Origin of the sequence: Flavobacterium jejuense (assembly GCF_006491595.2) — a bacterium.
Classification (GTDB): Bacteria; Bacteroidota; Bacteroidia; order Flavobacteriales; family Flavobacteriaceae; genus Flavobacterium; species Flavobacterium jejuense.
Genome location: NZ_VEVQ02000004.1, coordinates 131820 through 148150 on the forward strand (window position 1 = coordinate 131820; position 16331 = coordinate 148150).

Genomic DNA, 16331 nt, shown 5'->3' on the forward strand with positions numbered 1-16331 from the left:
AATGACAACAGAAGAAAAAAAGAAATTTCTCACAGAAAAAATCAAATTGATGCTAGATGATATTGGTTATGGAATAACAAGTATTATGACGCATTTTTCTAAAGATGCATTGTTGAGAGACGGTACATATAGAGATGTGTTTATAACTAGTTTTTATGAACCTGTAATGTGTAATAGTTTAGGAGTTGTATCAAACGCAGACACATTAGATCATTTATATGTTCAAACTGGCCCAATGAATTTTGTAGATATAGAAGATTTTTTCAAACCCAATGAAGAAAAAGAGTAATGGGATTTATTTAACCACCTTCGGGTGGTTTTTTTATGCTTTATAATTAGCCCTTCAAATCTTATCTTTGGGAGGTGAGTTAACAGCTGCCATAAAAGGAGGTTTACGCAAAAGTGCCAAAGAAGTTCTAGAACATACTGATTATGTAAAGAAAGAGTTAGATAATCTTATTATTGAAGAGAATAATGTAAAAAGAAAACTAACTAATGAAGAGATTGATGATTTTTTTAAGCATTTGGAAGATGTTGCAGGTTTTAAAAAAGCAATAAATCAATACAGAAAAATAGTTTATTCTAAAGGACTTAGGGGTGAAGCAAATTTAACTCTAAAACAAAAAGATGAAATTTTAGAATATGCAAAAAAATATAATATTGATGAAAAAAATATTGATTTTAAGGATGGTATATCTGATCATGAAACAGGTTATTCATTGATGTTTGGGCTGGACAGATTAGTTATAAATACAGATGTTATGCCAGGTAAATTTAACACAGCTAATTCAAGGTTAAGTTGGAAAGCAGCAATTGCTCATGAATTGGAAGGACACCGTTTAGCTGCCTTAAATAACAAAACTTTTTTTGATTCAAATTTAACAGGAAGTCAAAATAATTTATTAGAAGAAATGCAAGCAAGTATTAGAGCAAGTAAACATGGAAAAGATTTAAATAAGGTTGACCGTTTAGATTTATTAGATGACGCTTTAGAAAGATTTAAAAGTCATAAAGATATATTAAAAGGAAGTAAATATGAAAACTATAATTTCGAACAAATAACACAATTATTATGGATTACAAAAAATTAAAAATAATACATCTAGACAAATTAAATGATAATATAGTAGTAGGAGTAAATTTTAGAGATGAAAACACTAAGCTTAAAGCTATTGATAAAGATAAATCATTTTTTTTAAACGAATTTAAAAATAAGAAAATTAGAATTGAAGGAAGTAATTATTCAAAAGAAGCTAATATTGTTGACATAGAAGTGTCATCTAATATAGCAGAGATGAAAATGATGCATTTTTTAACAGATTTAAAATCAATAGATGAAATGAAAGAAAACGATAATGTAGAAGTTTTATAAGCTTACAAAACCACCTCAGAGTGGTTTTTTTATGCTTTATAATTAGCCATTCAATCTTATCTTTGGGAGGAGAAATAACCACTGCCATAAAAGGAGGTTTACGTAAAAGTGCCAAAGAAGTTCTAGAACATACTGATGATTTAAAGAAAACAGCAAAAAATGCTGATGAAGCTAAACAGATTGATGAGGTAATTGAACATTTGGAAGATGTTACAGAATCTTTTAAAAAAAGAACTAAACCTAACTAGAATTTCTAAAAAAGCGGATATTGAAACAAATTCCGCCTTTACTTTGTGTTTTAAAAAAGTATTAAATTTATTCAAAAGAAATCAGAGCTGAACTATCAAAAAACTGTGACAAAATAATTTTATGAAAAACATTTGTCACAAGCTTGTGGCAAAAGCAATTGTGATAAAAAATTTTGTCACAACTTTTTTTAAAAAAATAATTAAATTGAACAAAGAACCATTAATCCTAACATTCGAAAAAAATATAGGATCTATTATAAAGGAAATAGAAAGTTCTGGAATTGATATAACAAATATAAAAATCACAAAATAATGACAAAAGAGCAAATTATAGAAAAAGTAAAAGAAAGGTGAAGTCAACCTAAATCACACTTCTCAATTTCTCAATTTTTTCTACCACATTACCTCTTTCAAACAAACGTAAAATTTTAAAAATGAAAGATGGAATATAACCAGGATTGGTAATTAAATCGGCAATTTTAGTAATTTTATTATCCCTGATTAATATACTTTGTGTAAACTGAACATTATCTAATGGAGCCAGTTCTAACGCATACTTCCAAGCTCCGTTTCTAGCTTCTTGCATGCTAAAATCAATTAGAAAAGTATCTACATTTTTCGTTTTCTTCAAAACCCATTTTAGAAAAGGCCAAACATCTGACATAGCTGTTTCTACATTACCTACTAACCCAGATAATATGTGATTAATCATATTAAAATCGGCTTGCAAATCATGTATTTCATTTCCAGGAGCAACTTGTGCTGCTGCAATGCTTAAATCTAAATTAATATGTGCATTCATCCCTAATAACAAATGTTGCAAAACCACCATCCAAAAATCAGAAGCATATTCAAAAGCTACTTGCCAGCAAGATGAGGGTTGTAATCCAAATTTATATTCATAATAGGCTTTGATATATCTATTTGCAAAAATTACATCAAGCTTCTCCATTCTTGGTCCGTTTTGAAACATACCCTCAGTAATGCCTTCTTTTACTTTTTCTGTTACTTTACAATATAAAACTGCAAAATAACCCATTGGAGATTTTTCGTTTATAGTTTCACCAATAATTTCATTTAAAAGTAAAAGAACCTCATCTATAGTTCTTGCTTGCGGAATTGTTTTAGCCATATTTATGGGGTTTTATAAAATACTAACTAAAATTAGTGTATTTAGTGTGGTTTTTAAATAAAAATTTCAAAATATTTTTTTTATATATTTGGCACTCATTAAATACATCATGGCATTACAAGAAGAATTAGAACAACAAGGTGTTTGGTTATTTCGATATAGAGGGGTTTTACCAGTGCTAATTTTAGGAATTGGTATGTTACTTTTTCTACAAACAGAATTGTATCCTGAAACCTTTTTTCTAAAGAAAACTCCTTATGAAATTTATTATGAAATGCTATGTTTAGTTTTCAGTCTTTTCGGTTTATTCCTTAGAATTTGTGTGATTGGTTATGTACCCAAAAACACTTCTGGAAGAACAGTAAAAAAGAAAGTGGCAGATAGCTTAAACACCACTGGAATGTATTCTTTAGTTAGACATCCTTTATATGTAGGCAACTTTTTTATGTGGCTTGGTCCAGCTATGTTATGTGGAAACTTTTGGTTTGTGGTTTCTTTTACACTTCTTTATTGGGTTTATTATGAAAGAATTATGTTTTCTGAAGAACAATTTTTAAGGGGTAAATTTGGTGAAACTTACCTAAATTGGGCTGAAAAAATTCCAGCATTTGTCCCTGATTTTAAAAACTTTGTAAAACCTAATCTTACTTTTAGTTGGAAAAAAGTTGTAAGAAAAGAAATTAATGGTCTTTTTCTATTATTTCTTGTATTCTTCTTTTTTGACTATTTAGGTGTCTTAACTAAAAATGAGACTGCTTTTAATCCCTTTTTATTTTATAGTTTAATTATTCTTTCTGTAGCAATCGTAGTTATCAAAATAATTAAAAAGAAAACAGATCTTTTAAAACAAGAAAACAGATAAAATTATACTAATTTTTCTTTAAAAAAACTATATGTTTCCAAGCTAATATAGCTCCTGTTTCATCCTATCTTGATGTTATGTCGTTATAAATTCAGGATAAACAAAAGCCCTCTACTCCACCAACTTTACCATTACAGTCTTTGTGCGATTTTAAATACTCATAAGCTGTAATAAAATCTTCCAACATTTCTTTAGATTTGGTAAAAAAGTATGTTTTTATGTGTCAAAATAGTATTAATATTCGATGCCGTTTTAATATAAATAATGCTAAAATGATTCCAATTACTCTAAAAATTGTGATTTATTAAGCTGTTTTTCTGTTTTTGAAAGCTCAAACATCTAATTTGTATTAAAATTCTTCTTATATTTACTATATGAATTAAGCCCACTAAATGTTGAAAAAAACGATTCCTTTATTCATAATATTACTTATAGTAGCTTGGGCAATTTCTTGTTCAAAATCCCCTCTATTAACCTCAGAAGAAAAAAATTACCTTGAAAAAAACGATAGTATCAAAGTAGCTGTTTTTCCTTATTATCCTCCATATCAATTCACCAATGACCAAGGATACATGGAAGGCATTTTTATTGATTTTTTAGAATTAATTGAAAACAAAACCGATTATAACTTCAAAAAAGTTTATTATACTGATTGGGGTCAAGTATTAGAAGATGCTCAAAATAACAAAATAGATATAATTCTTGAAATTCAAAGAACAAAAGATAAAGAGGATTTTTTAACTTTTTATCCACCTTTATTTGAATCTAGACATGCCATTGTTCAAGAAAAAGAAGATTCTACAATTAAAAATTTGAAAAATTTTGGTACAAGAAGGCTTATTCTTCCCTATAAATATTCAATAGTAGAAACCATTCAAAAAAAATATCCAACTATTACAATTGGTTATGGTAAAGATGAATTAGACTGTTTGCAAAAAGTTAACACTGGTGAATATGATGCCTATATTGGTCCTAAAGCTATTATAAAATATTTAATTACTAAAAATAATTTAAACAATGTCACAATTTCTTCTGAACTTGATATTTCTTATAGTCCAGGATTAGCCGTCGTTAAACAAAATAAAATTTTACAATCTATTATAAAAAAGAGTCTTAACAGTATTTCAAATAAAGAAAAAAAAATTATTATAGATAATTGGCTTTTTAATATGGTTACTCCTTTTTATGAGAAACCTAATTTTTGGATTTGGGTAACTTTCTCTATTGTCTGTTTATTACTGATTATTCTTCTTATTAACCGCTATTTAAATTTCAAAATAAAACAAAGTACTAAACAATTAAGAATTGCTAAAGAAAAAGCGGAAGAGAGTGATCGTTTAAAGACCAATTTTATTCAAAACATTTCTCATGAAATACGCACTCCTATGAATGGTATTATTGGATTTTCTGAATTACTAATTAAAGAGGATGTTACACTAGAGGAGCAAAAACAATTTGCAAAAATAATAGTCAAGAACAGCAAGGAACTTATTGTGATTATCGATAATATTTTAGAAATTGCAAAGCTTCAAACTGAAAAAATAATCATCAAACCTGAAACAATAGATTTGGATGTGTTATTTGAAAGTATTGATAAAAAATACCATCAAAAAGCTAAAGAAAAAAACATAAATCTTGTTGTTGAGAGCAAGCTTTCCACAAAAACAGATCTAGTCTTGATAGACAAACCAAAACTTTTTAAAATACTTTTAAATCTAATTGACAATGCTATTAAATTTACCAATATCGGTTCAATTATTATAGAGTATACTATTGTAGATAAAGAAATTATTATAAGTATAAAAGATACTGGAATAGGTATAAAAAAAGTAGACCAAGAAACTATATTTAATATTTTCACGCAATCTGAAAAAGAAATTTCAAAGAATTATGGAGGACTAGGTTTAGGACTTTCGATAGCAAAAAAAAATGCAGATTTACTAGGTGGTAAAATAGAAGTAGAAACATCAGAAAACCAAGGAAGTACATTTACATTAACACTACCTTTTATTGCTGCACCAAAAACAAATGATATTACACTTAAAAATACATTTGACAATAAAGAAAAACCTGAAAAACATATTATTTTAATAGCTGAAGATGGAGATGTTAATTTTATGTTTTTAAAAACAGTTTTGTCAAAAATGCCTGAGTTTAATTTTGTAATACATCGTGCTGAAAATGGTAAAAAAGCAGTTGATATTTGTAAAGAAAATAAGCAAATAGAATTAGTTTTTATGGATATTAAAATGCCAATAATGGATGGTTATGAAGCAACAAAACAAATAAAACAATTAAACCCTCTACTTCCTGTTATTGCTCAAACAGCTTACTCAACTGAAGAAGACATACAAAAAGCTATGGCAGCTGGTTGTGATGATTTTATTTCAAAACCTATTGATAGAAGTTTATTAAAACCTATTATATCTCGTTATATATTTAAAACTACCTGAATTTTCTAATTTATTGCTTTTTGAGTTACACTAAAAATTTCACCATTTACTCTAGATTGCAGATAAACAACTACCTTATAATTAGAAGGTGACCATTCTTTTTTAAATTCAATAAAAATACTTTCTTTTTCTTCTTTTACAGGTTTAGTTACTAAGTCATATACAATAGCATAATTTGTTTCTTGTAAACCTTTATTCTCGCCTCTTTTAATTGTAATAAAGTCCTTTTTCTTAACCAATACAATATTAACTACACTATTTTCTTTCAAAAAACTAAGACTATAATCAACTTTTAAACTATTTTCTTTAATTAAAAGATTATCTATACTTATAATTTCCTTTTTAAGAGAAGTCAATTCTTTCAAAACTATATTTTGTATCTCATTTTCTTTACTTCCTATTAGTTCATATTTGCCATTAATAATTAATTGAGGTGTAAATAAATTGCTTTCCATTTTAACAGCATATTCATGCTGTCTAGTGGTGAATTTTGCCTTACTAAATGGATCTTTCCAACCTAAATAATTCCAATAATCAACATGAAAGGCTAATGGGATACTATTTGAATTATCTTGTAAAGCATATTTTTCTAAGACTTTATCAGCAGGTGGGTAACTACTACAGCCTTGAGAAGTAAAAAGTTCAAGAACAACGAAACCTTTTTTATTTACCTGTTTTGTCTTTTCATCCATTTTTTCTTCAGAAATAAAACTAGAAACTAGGAAAAGAAATAATAGTCTATTTCCAATTTTTAAAGCAATCTTCATTTTTCTTTTTTTAACTAATTTAAACTAATTATAAGCTATAAAATGTAAGCTAATTTATATATTGTTAAAAAAAGAAAATATTCTTATTTTGTCTAAAAAACGATTTGTAAAAGGTTTACACATATGCTTAAAAATCAATTGTATTACTTTTTTTAGATTATTTTCTTTGTTTTTATTTGTTTGTTAGATTATTTTCTATTATATTTGTATTCTAATTAAATACTAAAAAGTGGACAAACATACCAAACAAAGAATACTAAAATTACATCCAACTATTAGGAGTGAAGTTTTTAAAATTATAAAAGAATGTGATGCGACATTAACTGGAAAAGCTAAAATAAGAATAACGGAAGGGTTACGGACTTTTAATGAACAAGATAAATTATATGCAAAAGGTAGAATTACCACAGGAAAAAAAGTAACCAATGCTAAAGCAGGACAATCTATTCATAATTATGGTTTCGCTGTTGATATATGCCTAATCATTGACAAAAAAATTGCTTCATGGGACACTATTAAAGATTGGGATAATGATGCCATAGCAGATTGACATGAATGTGTTACAATATTCGAAAAATATGGTTGGAACTGGGGTGGAAACTGGAAAAATTTCAAAGATTTTCCTCATTTTGAAAAAAAAGAATATAATAATTGGAGAAAATTATCTAAACTAAAAAAAGATAAAAATGATTATGTAATTTTATAAACAAACTACATGAATGTTAAATGTAATTAAGAATTCAATAAATAAACTTTAAAAACATGAAAACCTTAAAAATTAAAATCGCATTATTTGCGATAGTTGTCTTAACAAGTTGCCAAGCTATTAAAACAGCTGTTTTTGATCAATATTCCTATCAAAAAACAACTGAGTTAAAAGTAGAAACAATTATACTAATAGAAAATGCTACATCTCCATATGAAAATCATAAAGAAATAGTCGAAAAACTACTTTTAGATATTGAGAAATTGAAAGAATATGAAAAAAACAAACCTAATAATGAAATCACTTTTGCAATGTGGACTGTTCTGAGCGATAAAGAAAAAAACCTAGTAGGTAGCTTTTTTAAACTTTGGAAAGAGAAACAAAAACTCTCACCCACTTTTGTAGAAGAATCTAAAAAGCAAATAGAAGAAGCGTTTGATCTATTAATTCAATATGAAATTAAAAAAGATAAAACTTCAAAAGACAATTTATTAGCAATTATATCACAATAACAAACATATAAACAATCATGGATTTAGAAAAATTAGTAAATGATTTAAAAGAGTCACTTTTAACATTATTAGGTAATAAATACAAAGAATTCAAGCCAGAAATTCAAAAAGACATTACTGCTTTCTTAAAAGAGTCAGAAGAAAAACTAAAACGTTGGATAGTACTATTAGCAGAAGGTTCGTTGACCAAAGATGAGTTTGAATGGCTTTTAAAAAGTCAAAAAGACATTGTTGCTTTAAAAGCACTTCAAACAGTAGGATTGTCCAAAATAAGAATTAATAACATTAAAAACAGTATTATAAAAACAATATTTGATATTGTGGTAGCCACTGTAATAAAATAACAAAGTAATGGCAAAAAAAATCAGAGTATTAAGTTTAGATGGAGGAGGAATAAGAGGGATAATTACGGCTGTGGTTTTAAAATACATACAAGAACAATTACAACGAATCGATAATCCTAATGCAAAAATTGGTGATTATTTTGACTTAATAGCTGGAAGTAGTACAGGCGGAATATTAACTGCTGTTTTACTGTTTCCAGATAATACCAAAAACGCAAAGTTTTCAGTAGAAGCTGCATTGGATTTGTATGCCAAAAAAGGAGATTCCATTTTTAATGTCTCGTTTTGGGAAGAAATCATCAATCCGTTTGGGCTGTTTAATGAAAAGATTTCCCAACGTAACTTAGAAAGACAACTAAAAGAAGTGTTTGGAGATTTAAAACTTAATGAACTCATAAAACCATGTTTAATTACCACTTATGACATCAATCAAAGAAAATCAAAGTTTTTTTGTAGTCATGAAGCCTATACTCCTTTGGAAAACTTTTATGTTAGAGATGTTTGTAGAGCAACTAGTGCTGCACCAACGTATTTTGAACCTGCTAAAATAAAATCGCTTTATGACCAAGAGTTTACATTGATAGATGGTGGAGTTTATGCTAATAACCCCGCGATGTGTGCTTATGCAGAAGCAAGAAAAATACCATTTTCAAAAGTATTACACGATTCGCAAAAAATAGATTACCCAGACATAAACGATATGGTTATTGTTTCTGTAGGAACAGGAGAGGTTTTAAAACCTTACACCTTTGAAAAATTTGAGAATGCAGGAAAAATAAAATGGATCTCACCCTTGATAGATATATTATTGTCAGCCAATGTTGAAACAGTTAATTATCATCTTTCTAAAATGTACGAATCATTAGGTCCAAGAAACAGAAAAAATTATTATCGTTTAATGCCACAACTTAGAAATGCTTCACCAGAAATGGACGATACATCAAAGAAAAACATCTACGAACTCATTCAAGCTGGTTTGTATTTTGTAGATCAGAACAGAAAAATGTTAAATGAAATTGCTAGAAAGTTAGTGAAATATAAATAAAATAAAGAGATTCAAGGTGCACATTGAGTTTCATTTATAAATACACGCAAATAAAAAATTACACACAAATCATGAATTTAAATGAACTCGATGAGCAAAGCAAATCTTTTTTTGACTTGCTCAACCAACCCATGAACCAAAGACTCACTTTTGAGCAAATCAAAAAAGGATTTATCGGAACCAGTCCTTTTGAAGGAATAGGAACAAATAAAACAGCCAGACAAATTTCAAATGAAATAGCTTTGGAATCGCCTTTTGGTAAAAGAAGTTTGTTTTATAAAGCAGAATTTATTGATAAAAATATTGATTTTGTAAAACTTTCAGAATTTATCAAAAAAGGAGTAGATGCATCATTCGATTACAAAGATTTTATAGGAAGAGAAAGTCGAATTGTTTCCAATGTTGTTTCTTATGGAGAAGATGCAAAATATGATCGATTGGCTGGTATTCCAACAAAATATGACAGCAAAGAAACTTATGATACTGAAATCCCTTTAAAACAACAATCCTTTGCGGGAGAGCGAATACTACAATTAAAAGGGAAATTATACAAAGAAGATATTGCAATAGTAAACATAGGAAAAGATTATGAAGGAGATTTTACAGGTGGTCTAGAATTTGAATTTGATTACAAAAGAAGGACTGTTAGTTACAAACTTCATTTTTATTATGTAGGCAAAGCGCTAGTTTATGAAAAAGATAATGTGGACAACATTGCTTTTACAGTTAGTTCTTCTAACTATGAAGATTTTTACGCTTTCATTGAAATTATTAATAGAAAATACCCAAATAACAATTTTAAAAATGAAATTGCAAACAAGTTTGTAAATACGATACAATCTATTAAAGAAAGAGTTGGTAAAAAAACTCAAAAACAATATGATGGAATCGATTTTAGAGACTTAGAATGGTTATACCAAAACATTCCTTATTTTGCTGCAAAACAATTAGATTTTAATGCTACCATTGAACATGTTTTTAGACTTAATTTAGCCGATGTTAAAAGTCCTCTTCTTGATTTTACAGCTGCTATAACTTCTATTTTACAAAAGTTAGACAGTCAAAAAGTATATGATTATTTTTATGCAAATCCTCAAAAATTAATATCGCTCTATAATGGTTTTAATGAAGAAAAATTAATAAAACCATTTTGTACTTATCTTACAGCAATTACCTTTTTGTATGGCAAACAAGACATTGAAAAAGCAAGGAATTTTGCGTTAAGTGATAGCACTCATATAGAAACTAATATTTTGTATGGTGATGAAAAAGGAAAAGTAGCACTAGCAAATGAATTACAATTACCAACGATAGGATTCAATGGATTAAATTTTATAAATTTGTTTTCAGATGATATTGAAATAAGTAATCCACAGAATCAAAGCAATCAGTTTCATCCGTTAGACATCATTTACATTAGTCAATACGACGAAAACTATCAAGAAGTTGAGAAAGTTCCTTCTATTGCCTTGTATGGTAAATATTTAGGAGATGCATCTGAATGGAGCGATGTAACAGATGCCACACTTGCAGTTATAGATGTTATAAGTATAATTATTAGCGGTGGAGTACTTGTTGCAGGAGTTAAAGGAGCAGCCCGATTATTTGCTATTATAGATATTGCCATTAGCACTATAAATCTAGCGGTTTTAAATCCAGATTTACGCAATCGTCTTAACAAAACAGAAGCAGGAAAATGGTTTGTGAGTCATTGGGGAATTATTAGTTTTTGCGTGAGCCTAGGCACGATTTCTTATTATCTTGCTAAAGGAGTTTTAAAATACAACTCACAACTAAAACAACAACTGAAAAATGAACCTGAGCTAGCTAAACAAATTGATGAATTAGTTGAGGAGAGTAAAAGGGTTGTTGATGTTACTGTTAAAAACATAACTGGTTCTGGTGGATTCTTGAAGTATGAAAAAATTATTTCAAGAAATATGATTGAGCAAGAACATGCAATGACATGTGTTGCCGCTTGTGTTAGACAAATAGCTAAAGATTTTGGTTTAAAAAATATTTTGACTGAAAAACAAATTTTTGAAATCGTTAATGTTAAAAATTTTAACGAAGGTTTAGATGAATTAGAACTTCTAAAAATATTAGAAAAAATATTTGATACTAAACAAATTATTGCAAGCAATTATTTCAAAAATATTGATGCAAATTTTTCAGAGATAGTTAGAGATATCACAAATGAAGGAAGTTGGATAGCGCTAATTCATCCTGAAAACGGGAAAAAACATGCAATAATTGTTGAAAAAATAGTTGGAAAAAAAGTTCATATAAGAGATCCATGGCCTTTGGAAGGTATTGGTAAAGGCAAAGGTGTTGAGGCTATAGTTGATTTAGATTCATTTAGCTATATTTGGTTAAAAGCAGGTGCCAGTAAATTTAAAATTAAATAATTATGTTAAGTTTAGAATTAGTAAAAAAAGAATTAGAAGTTAATAATTATTCTCCTGTAATTCATAAAATTTCAAATAAAGAAATTTTATTATTTTCTGTTGAAGATGAAGATAAAATCCCTATAATGAATAAAATTTCAAATGTTGTAATTGAAAATGAAAATATCGTATTAACTTATTTTAAAAAGCAAATTGATATTAAAAAAGAATTTAAAACAATTAATGATTTTATAAAATTTGTAAAAGAAATATTTCCAGTTTCTAAATAGTGTAATTAAAAAAAGATTTTTAATCATGCCCCAATACTGTTTAACTTTTTGGGGCATTTTTGCTTAAAACAAAGCCTGAACTTGCCAAACAAATTGATGAATTAGTTGAGGAGAGTAAAAGGGTTGTAGAGATAGATTATTTAGCAAACATTAGTGGAAGAGGAAGAAGACTAGGACAAAGACTAACAAAAACAGCTTTAAATAATTTAGTAAATTATTTAAAAAAATCTAGAGTAGATTTTGAAATATTTCCAGAAAAAGGAGCTTTTGAAATAAAAGATTTTATTGGATCAAATGGGAAAAACTTAGTGATGACAGAAACAACTCAAGCGGCATTCGTTTATACAAGTAAAAATGCGAAATTTTGTGTTAGAGAAGGTGTAACCATTTATGAATTTATACATGAATTTATACACTTTAAACACTCTAGAAAATTAGGGCTAAAAAAATATCATAGTTTAGGAGGTTATGGCACGCCAGGAGAATTAATAAAAGAAAAACAAGTTTTTGACAAGCTAATTGAATTCAAGGATTATTTAACTCGAGAAGAGTTAAAAAGTGCTTTAAACTATTTGAATAAAGATATTTATAATATAAGAGGAATTAATCCTATCTCTTTTGATTTTGACATTAACAAAATCCCTGAAGTGAGAAAAGAAGTTGATATTAAAAAATTGTTTTACTTAAAATAAAAAAAATGATAACAAAAGAAAAAGCTAAAGAAATTGCTGAAAGTTTTATTAAAAATAGAAAACTAGAATACGTTAGATTAAATCATGCTCCTGTAAGTTTTTATGAAAATGATGAAATTCTTCATGGTAAAAGGAAGGGAGAAATCTTAGATGTATATGTTTATCACTATACAATGCCAGGAGTATTAGAAGAAACAGGTAATTTAATATATCTGGATGCTAAAACTGGTGAAATTTTATGTATTCAAACACATCATTGGTATTTGGATATTGAATAAATTAATTTATAAGCTACTTTCGAGTAGCTTTTTTGATTTAAATAAAAAGGTTTTTAACCTATTAAAGCCTAGGCACGATTTCTTATTATCTAGCCAAAGGAATTATAAAATACAACTCACAACTAAAACAACAACTCCAAAACGAACCTGAACTTGCCAAACAAATTGATGAATTGGTTGAGGAGAGTAAAAAGGTAGTTGAATTAGACTATTTAGCTAATGTAAGTGGAAGAGGAAGAAGACTAGGGCAAAAGTGGTCAAAATCAAGTTTAAATGAGTTAGCAAATTATTTAAAAAAGCAAAAAGTAGATTTTGAACTTTTTCCAGAAAAAGGGAGTTTTAAAATAAAAGGTTTTTTTGATGAAAACGGTAATCCTGCAATATTTCCAGATGGAAAGCAAGCTGCATTTGTTTACACTGCAAACGAAGCTAAATTTATTGTTAGAGATGGGGCAACTCTTTTCGAAACTTTACATGAATTAATACATATGAAGCATGCAAAAAAAATTGGATTAAAAAAATATCATAGTTTAGGAGGATATCAAACCTCTGGAGAACTTATTAAAGAACAATTAGTTTTTGATAATTTAATGAAATATAAATCATTTCTAACTAAAGAAGAAGTAAAATGGTCATTGACTTACTTAAATGAATATATCTACTCTATAAGAGGGATTGAACCAATTCAACTTAACTTTAATATTAACACTATACCTGATGTAAGAAAAGAAGTTAACATAAAAGAAATTTTAAATATAAAAATTTAATATGATGATAACGAAAGAAAAAGTAAAAGAAATTGTTGAGAAATTTATCAAACAAAAAAACATATCGTACACAAAATTAATTGATGAAATTGATTTTATTGGATTAGAAAAAAACGATGTGAATAAAATAAAACTTTGGAAAAACAAGGAGATTTTACATGGAAAAAGAAAAGGTGAAACCACTGATATCTACACATATATTTACTCAATGATGGGAGTTCAAGAGGAAGAAGGGTGTGTTGTGTCTATAGACGCACATTCAGGAGAAATATTATATATTCAAGCTCATCATTGGTATTTAGATATAGAAGATTAATTCTTATAAGCTACTTTCGAGTAGCTTATTTTTTTGTGTAAGTTTAGGTACAATTTCTTATTATCTTGCTAAAGGAGTTTTAAAATACAACTCACAACTAAAACAACAACTCCAAAATGAACCTAAAATAGCCAAACAAATTGATGAATTGGTTGAGGAGAGTAAAAGGATTGCGGATGAGGTTGATTTAATGAGTAAACCTCCAAAAACAAATGAATTTACAGGAGGAAAATTAATGAGTGAATCAAAAATCAGGAAATACAAAGGTGAATTGAGACAAAAAGGAATTGAGCCCTTTTTTGAAGAAGATTTACTAATAAATAAGGCAGGCAAAAGAATTCAAAACAAAGCAATCTTAAAAAAATTCAAACCATTTACTGAAAGTGGTATTTATTTTGAAAACCCCCAAGACTTTTACTTTTTTATGAGAAAAAAAGGATATGACGGTGCATTTCATGCTCAAACAAAACAATTATTTTTAACAGAAAAACCTACTGAATATCTAGCATTTCATGAAAGAGCACATGTAAAACATTATTTAGAAATTGGCGATGAATATCTTACTTTAGCATCATGGAAAAAAGAAACCTACGTTTTTAATGAAATTTGGAAAAATAAATATTTATGGACTAAAGATGAATTACAACATGCATTAGATTATGTAAACGATGTAAGAAGAAAAGCAGGTCAAAAATTAATAACTAAAAAAATATAATTTATGAAACATACAAAAGAACAAATTATTGAAAAAGCAAAAAATATAATGAAAGATTTAGATGGTAAATTCTACTTTGAAGATTGTATTATTGATGCTTTTTTTAGTAAAGATAAAGTGTCAAATTACAGTAAATATGCTGGTAAGAAACATTCTTCTTGGATAATTGGTATAAAAGCAATTGCAGACAATGAAGACTTGCTTTTTATTTCAGACGAAACTGGTGAACCAATTTACTACATGAACTTTAACACTAAAGTCTTCGATATAGAAAATGATCAGAAAGGTTATTTTAGAGTAGGTTTACCAAGAGATTAATTTTTAAAGCTACTTTCGAGTAGCTTTTTTATTCTACAAATACTCAGTAATCCATTTTTTAAACAAAACAGAAGCAGGAAAATGGTTTGTAAGTCACTGGGGAATTATTAGTTTTTGTGTAAGTTTTGGAACAATTTCTTATTATCTTGCTAAAGGAATTGTAAAATACAACTCACAACTAAAACAACAACTCCAAAACGAGTCTGAACTAGCGAAAAAAATTGATGAGTTGGTTGAGGAAAGTAAAAGGGTTGTAGATGAGATTATTGAAAACACTAATAAAACAACAACTGGTTCAGGAGGTTTTTTTAAATATAATAAAATACTATCACGAAACATGGTTGCTCAAGAAAAAAACATGTCTTGTGCTGCAGCTTGCATAAAACAATTAGCTAAGTATGATGGAATTGAAATATCCGAAGAATTAGTTAGAAAATTTGCAGGAACAGATGATTTTTTAGGTACAACAGATTTAGGCATAGTTTCCGGATTAGAAGAAGTTTTCAAAAACAAACAAATTATTGCTAACACATATTTTAGAAATTCAGAAAAACAAATTCCAGAAATTATTAGGGATATTTCTAAAGATGGCAGTTGGATTGCAAGTATTCATCCTGTTGGAGCGAAAAAACACGCAATAATAATTGGTAAAATTCTTGGGGATAAAGTATATATAAGAGATCCTTGGCCTATTGAAGGAATTGGCAACAAAAATGGAATTGTAGCTATAACAAGCTTAGAAGAATTCTCAAAAGTGTGGTTAAGAGCAGGAGCAAATAAATATTCTATTAAACAATAAAATTATGAACTTAAAAACTTTAGAAGATAGCTTACATAAAATTGGCTATATAACACAAATACATGAATCAATTAATTCATTAACCATTGCTTTACCAGACATAGATGGTAATCCAAAATTTGGGTCGAATTCAAGAATTGAAATAGACAATAATAATGTTAGCTATATTTTTTATACTGGACAAATTCCCGTAGAAAAAAACTTTGATGATGAAAAAAAACTAATTGAGTTTATCAAACAAAAATTTCCAATTGAAAAATAGATGTTTCAAAGCTACTTACGGGTAGCTTTTTTACTTTCTAAAACAATCAGAAGCAGGAAAATGGTT

General features: G+C 27.7%; 21 protein-coding genes and 1 pseudogene. 20 read left to right on the top strand and 2 right to left on the bottom strand.

Annotated elements, in window-relative coordinates; all coding sequences use genetic code 11:
• Position 1 precedes the first annotated feature (1 nt).
• From FIA58_RS07530 to FIA58_RS07545, 4 genes are all read left to right on the top strand, one after another.
• Positions 2-289: a hypothetical protein gene (locus FIA58_RS07530; RefSeq protein ID WP_140961771.1), complete on the top strand. Its 288-nt coding sequence runs from the start codon at positions 2-4 to the stop codon at positions 287-289.
• A gap of 67 nt (positions 290-356) precedes the next feature.
• A complete protein-coding gene (locus FIA58_RS07535) occupies positions 357-1091 on the top strand; it encodes a hypothetical protein (RefSeq protein ID WP_140961773.1) in 735 nt (244 codons plus the stop codon).
• Positions 1073-1372 carry a hypothetical protein gene (locus tag FIA58_RS07540; protein WP_140961775.1) on the top strand — a complete coding sequence of 100 codons (300 nt, stop codon included), beginning with the start codon at positions 1073-1075 and terminating at the stop codon, positions 1370-1372. The genes FIA58_RS07535 and FIA58_RS07540 overlap by 19 nt, the downstream gene beginning before the upstream one ends.
• A 62-nt stretch (positions 1373-1434) precedes the next feature.
• Positions 1435-1620 (top strand): hypothetical protein, encoded by a 186-nt coding sequence (locus FIA58_RS07545; protein ID WP_140961777.1) that lies wholly within the window; start codon positions 1435-1437, stop codon positions 1618-1620.
• A 361-nt stretch (positions 1621-1981) separates the two neighbouring features.
• On the opposite strand, the gene FIA58_RS07550 is transcribed toward FIA58_RS07545, so the two are convergent.
• Positions 1982-2752, bottom strand: coding sequence for a DUF5995 family protein (locus FIA58_RS07550; protein WP_140961779.1), 771 nt, complete (start codon positions 2750-2752; stop codon positions 1982-1984).
• Between the two features lie 109 nt (positions 2753-2861).
• Between FIA58_RS07550 and FIA58_RS07555 the strand changes: the two genes are divergently transcribed.
• Entirely contained in the window at positions 2862-3614 is a 753-nt protein-coding gene (locus tag FIA58_RS07555) for a methyltransferase family protein (protein ID WP_140961781.1), read from the top strand.
• Positions 3615-4006: 392 nt separating this feature from the next.
• Positions 4007-6067, top strand: a complete 2061-nt coding sequence (locus FIA58_RS07560) for a response regulator (RefSeq protein WP_140961783.1) — start codon at positions 4007-4009, stop codon at positions 6065-6067.
• 5 nt (positions 6068-6072) lie between these two features.
• On the opposite strand, the gene FIA58_RS07565 is transcribed toward FIA58_RS07560, so the two are convergent.
• Complete coding sequence (locus tag FIA58_RS07565; RefSeq protein ID WP_140961785.1) at positions 6073-6834, bottom strand: DUF1223 domain-containing protein; 762 nt, start codon at positions 6832-6834, stop codon at positions 6073-6075.
• A 229-nt stretch (positions 6835-7063) separates the two neighbouring features.
• Between FIA58_RS07565 and FIA58_RS07570 the strand changes: the two are divergent.
• The 14 genes and pseudogenes from FIA58_RS07570 to FIA58_RS07635 all read left to right on the top strand — a co-directional run bounded on the left by FIA58_RS07570 (position 7064) and on the right by FIA58_RS07635 (position 16265).
• A pseudogene (locus FIA58_RS07570) lies at positions 7064-7540 on the top strand (M15 family metallopeptidase).
• A 56-nt stretch (positions 7541-7596) separates the two neighbouring features.
• Positions 7597-8052 (top strand): hypothetical protein, encoded by a 456-nt coding sequence (locus FIA58_RS07575; RefSeq protein WP_140961787.1) that lies wholly within the window; start codon positions 7597-7599, stop codon positions 8050-8052.
• A gap of 17 nt (positions 8053-8069) precedes the next feature.
• Positions 8070-8396, top strand: coding sequence for a hypothetical protein (locus FIA58_RS07580; RefSeq protein WP_140961789.1), 327 nt, complete (start codon positions 8070-8072; stop codon positions 8394-8396).
• A gap of 7 nt (positions 8397-8403) precedes the next feature.
• Positions 8404-9441, top strand: coding sequence for a patatin-like phospholipase family protein (locus FIA58_RS07585; protein WP_140961791.1), 1038 nt, complete (start codon positions 8404-8406; stop codon positions 9439-9441).
• Between the two features lie 71 nt (positions 9442-9512).
• The gene (locus FIA58_RS07590; protein WP_140961793.1) at positions 9513-11849 is read left to right on the top strand and encodes a cysteine peptidase family C39 domain-containing protein; all 2337 of its coding nucleotides are present in this window, start codon (positions 9513-9515) and stop codon (positions 11847-11849) included.
• Between the two features lie 2 nt (positions 11850-11851).
• Positions 11852-12118: a hypothetical protein gene (locus tag FIA58_RS07595; RefSeq protein ID WP_140961795.1), complete on the top strand. Its 267-nt coding sequence runs from the start codon at positions 11852-11854 to the stop codon at positions 12116-12118.
• Between the two features lie 59 nt (positions 12119-12177).
• The gene (locus tag FIA58_RS07600; RefSeq protein WP_140961797.1) at positions 12178-12810 is read left to right on the top strand and encodes a hypothetical protein; all 633 of its coding nucleotides are present in this window, start codon (positions 12178-12180) and stop codon (positions 12808-12810) included.
• Between the two features lie 5 nt (positions 12811-12815).
• A complete protein-coding gene (locus FIA58_RS07605) occupies positions 12816-13088 on the top strand; it encodes a PepSY domain-containing protein (protein ID WP_140961799.1) in 273 nt (90 codons plus the stop codon).
• A gap of 173 nt (positions 13089-13261) precedes the next feature.
• Positions 13262-13855, top strand: coding sequence for a zincin-like metallopeptidase toxin domain-containing protein (locus FIA58_RS07610; protein ID WP_165928878.1), 594 nt, complete (start codon positions 13262-13264; stop codon positions 13853-13855).
• Between the two features lie 4 nt (positions 13856-13859).
• On the top strand, positions 13860-14171 hold the full coding sequence (locus tag FIA58_RS07615) for a hypothetical protein (protein ID WP_140961803.1): 312 nt from the start codon (positions 13860-13862) through the stop codon (positions 14169-14171).
• 148 nt (positions 14172-14319) lie between these two features.
• Complete coding sequence (locus FIA58_RS07620; protein ID WP_140961805.1) at positions 14320-14886, top strand: zincin-like metallopeptidase toxin domain-containing protein; 567 nt, start codon at positions 14320-14322, stop codon at positions 14884-14886.
• A gap of 3 nt (positions 14887-14889) precedes the next feature.
• Positions 14890-15204, top strand: a complete 315-nt coding sequence (locus tag FIA58_RS07625; RefSeq protein ID WP_140961808.1) for a hypothetical protein — start codon at positions 14890-14892, stop codon at positions 15202-15204.
• Positions 15205-15433: 229 nt separating this feature from the next.
• The gene (locus tag FIA58_RS07630) at positions 15434-16003 is read left to right on the top strand and encodes a cysteine peptidase family C39 domain-containing protein (RefSeq protein ID WP_140961810.1); all 570 of its coding nucleotides are present in this window, start codon (positions 15434-15436) and stop codon (positions 16001-16003) included.
• Positions 16004-16007: 4 nt separating this feature from the next.
• A complete protein-coding gene (locus FIA58_RS07635) occupies positions 16008-16265 on the top strand; it encodes a hypothetical protein (RefSeq protein WP_140961812.1) in 258 nt (85 codons plus the stop codon).
• Positions 16266-16331 lie beyond the last annotated feature (66 nt).

Excerpts from the sequence above, each read along its gene's own strand:
- FIA58_RS07530 (WP_140961771.1), top strand. The coding sequence starts at position 2 with ATGACAACAGAAGAAAAAAAGAAATTTCTCACAGAAAAAATCAAATTG.
- FIA58_RS07615 (WP_140961803.1), top strand. The coding sequence starts at position 13,860 with ATGATAACGAAAGAAAAAGTAAAAGAAATTGTTGAGAAATTTATCAAA.
- FIA58_RS07555 (WP_140961781.1), top strand. The coding sequence starts at position 2,862 with ATGGCATTACAAGAAGAATTAGAACAACAAGGTGTTTGGTTATTTCGA.
- FIA58_RS07580 (WP_140961789.1), top strand. The coding sequence starts at position 8,070 with ATGGATTTAGAAAAATTAGTAAATGATTTAAAAGAGTCACTTTTAACA.
- FIA58_RS07625 (WP_140961808.1), top strand. The coding sequence starts at position 14,890 with ATGAAACATACAAAAGAACAAATTATTGAAAAAGCAAAAAATATAATG.
- FIA58_RS07540 (WP_140961775.1), top strand. The coding sequence starts at position 1,073 with ATGGATTACAAAAAATTAAAAATAATACATCTAGACAAATTAAATGAT.
- FIA58_RS07595 (WP_140961795.1), top strand. The coding sequence starts at position 11,852 with ATGTTAAGTTTAGAATTAGTAAAAAAAGAATTAGAAGTTAATAATTAT.
- FIA58_RS07565 (WP_140961785.1), bottom strand. The coding sequence starts at position 6,834 with ATGAAGATTGCTTTAAAAATTGGAAATAGACTATTATTTCTTTTCCTA.
- FIA58_RS07635 (WP_140961812.1), top strand. The coding sequence starts at position 16,008 with ATGAACTTAAAAACTTTAGAAGATAGCTTACATAAAATTGGCTATATA.
- FIA58_RS07560 (WP_140961783.1), top strand. The coding sequence starts at position 4,007 with ATGTTGAAAAAAACGATTCCTTTATTCATAATATTACTTATAGTAGCT.
- FIA58_RS07585 (WP_140961791.1), top strand. The coding sequence starts at position 8,404 with ATGGCAAAAAAAATCAGAGTATTAAGTTTAGATGGAGGAGGAATAAGA.
- FIA58_RS07590 (WP_140961793.1), top strand. The coding sequence starts at position 9,513 with ATGAATTTAAATGAACTCGATGAGCAAAGCAAATCTTTTTTTGACTTG.
- FIA58_RS07605 (WP_140961799.1), top strand. The coding sequence starts at position 12,816 with ATGATAACAAAAGAAAAAGCTAAAGAAATTGCTGAAAGTTTTATTAAA.
- FIA58_RS07550 (WP_140961779.1), bottom strand. The coding sequence starts at position 2,752 with ATGGCTAAAACAATTCCGCAAGCAAGAACTATAGATGAGGTTCTTTTA.
- FIA58_RS07575 (WP_140961787.1), top strand. The coding sequence starts at position 7,597 with ATGAAAACCTTAAAAATTAAAATCGCATTATTTGCGATAGTTGTCTTA.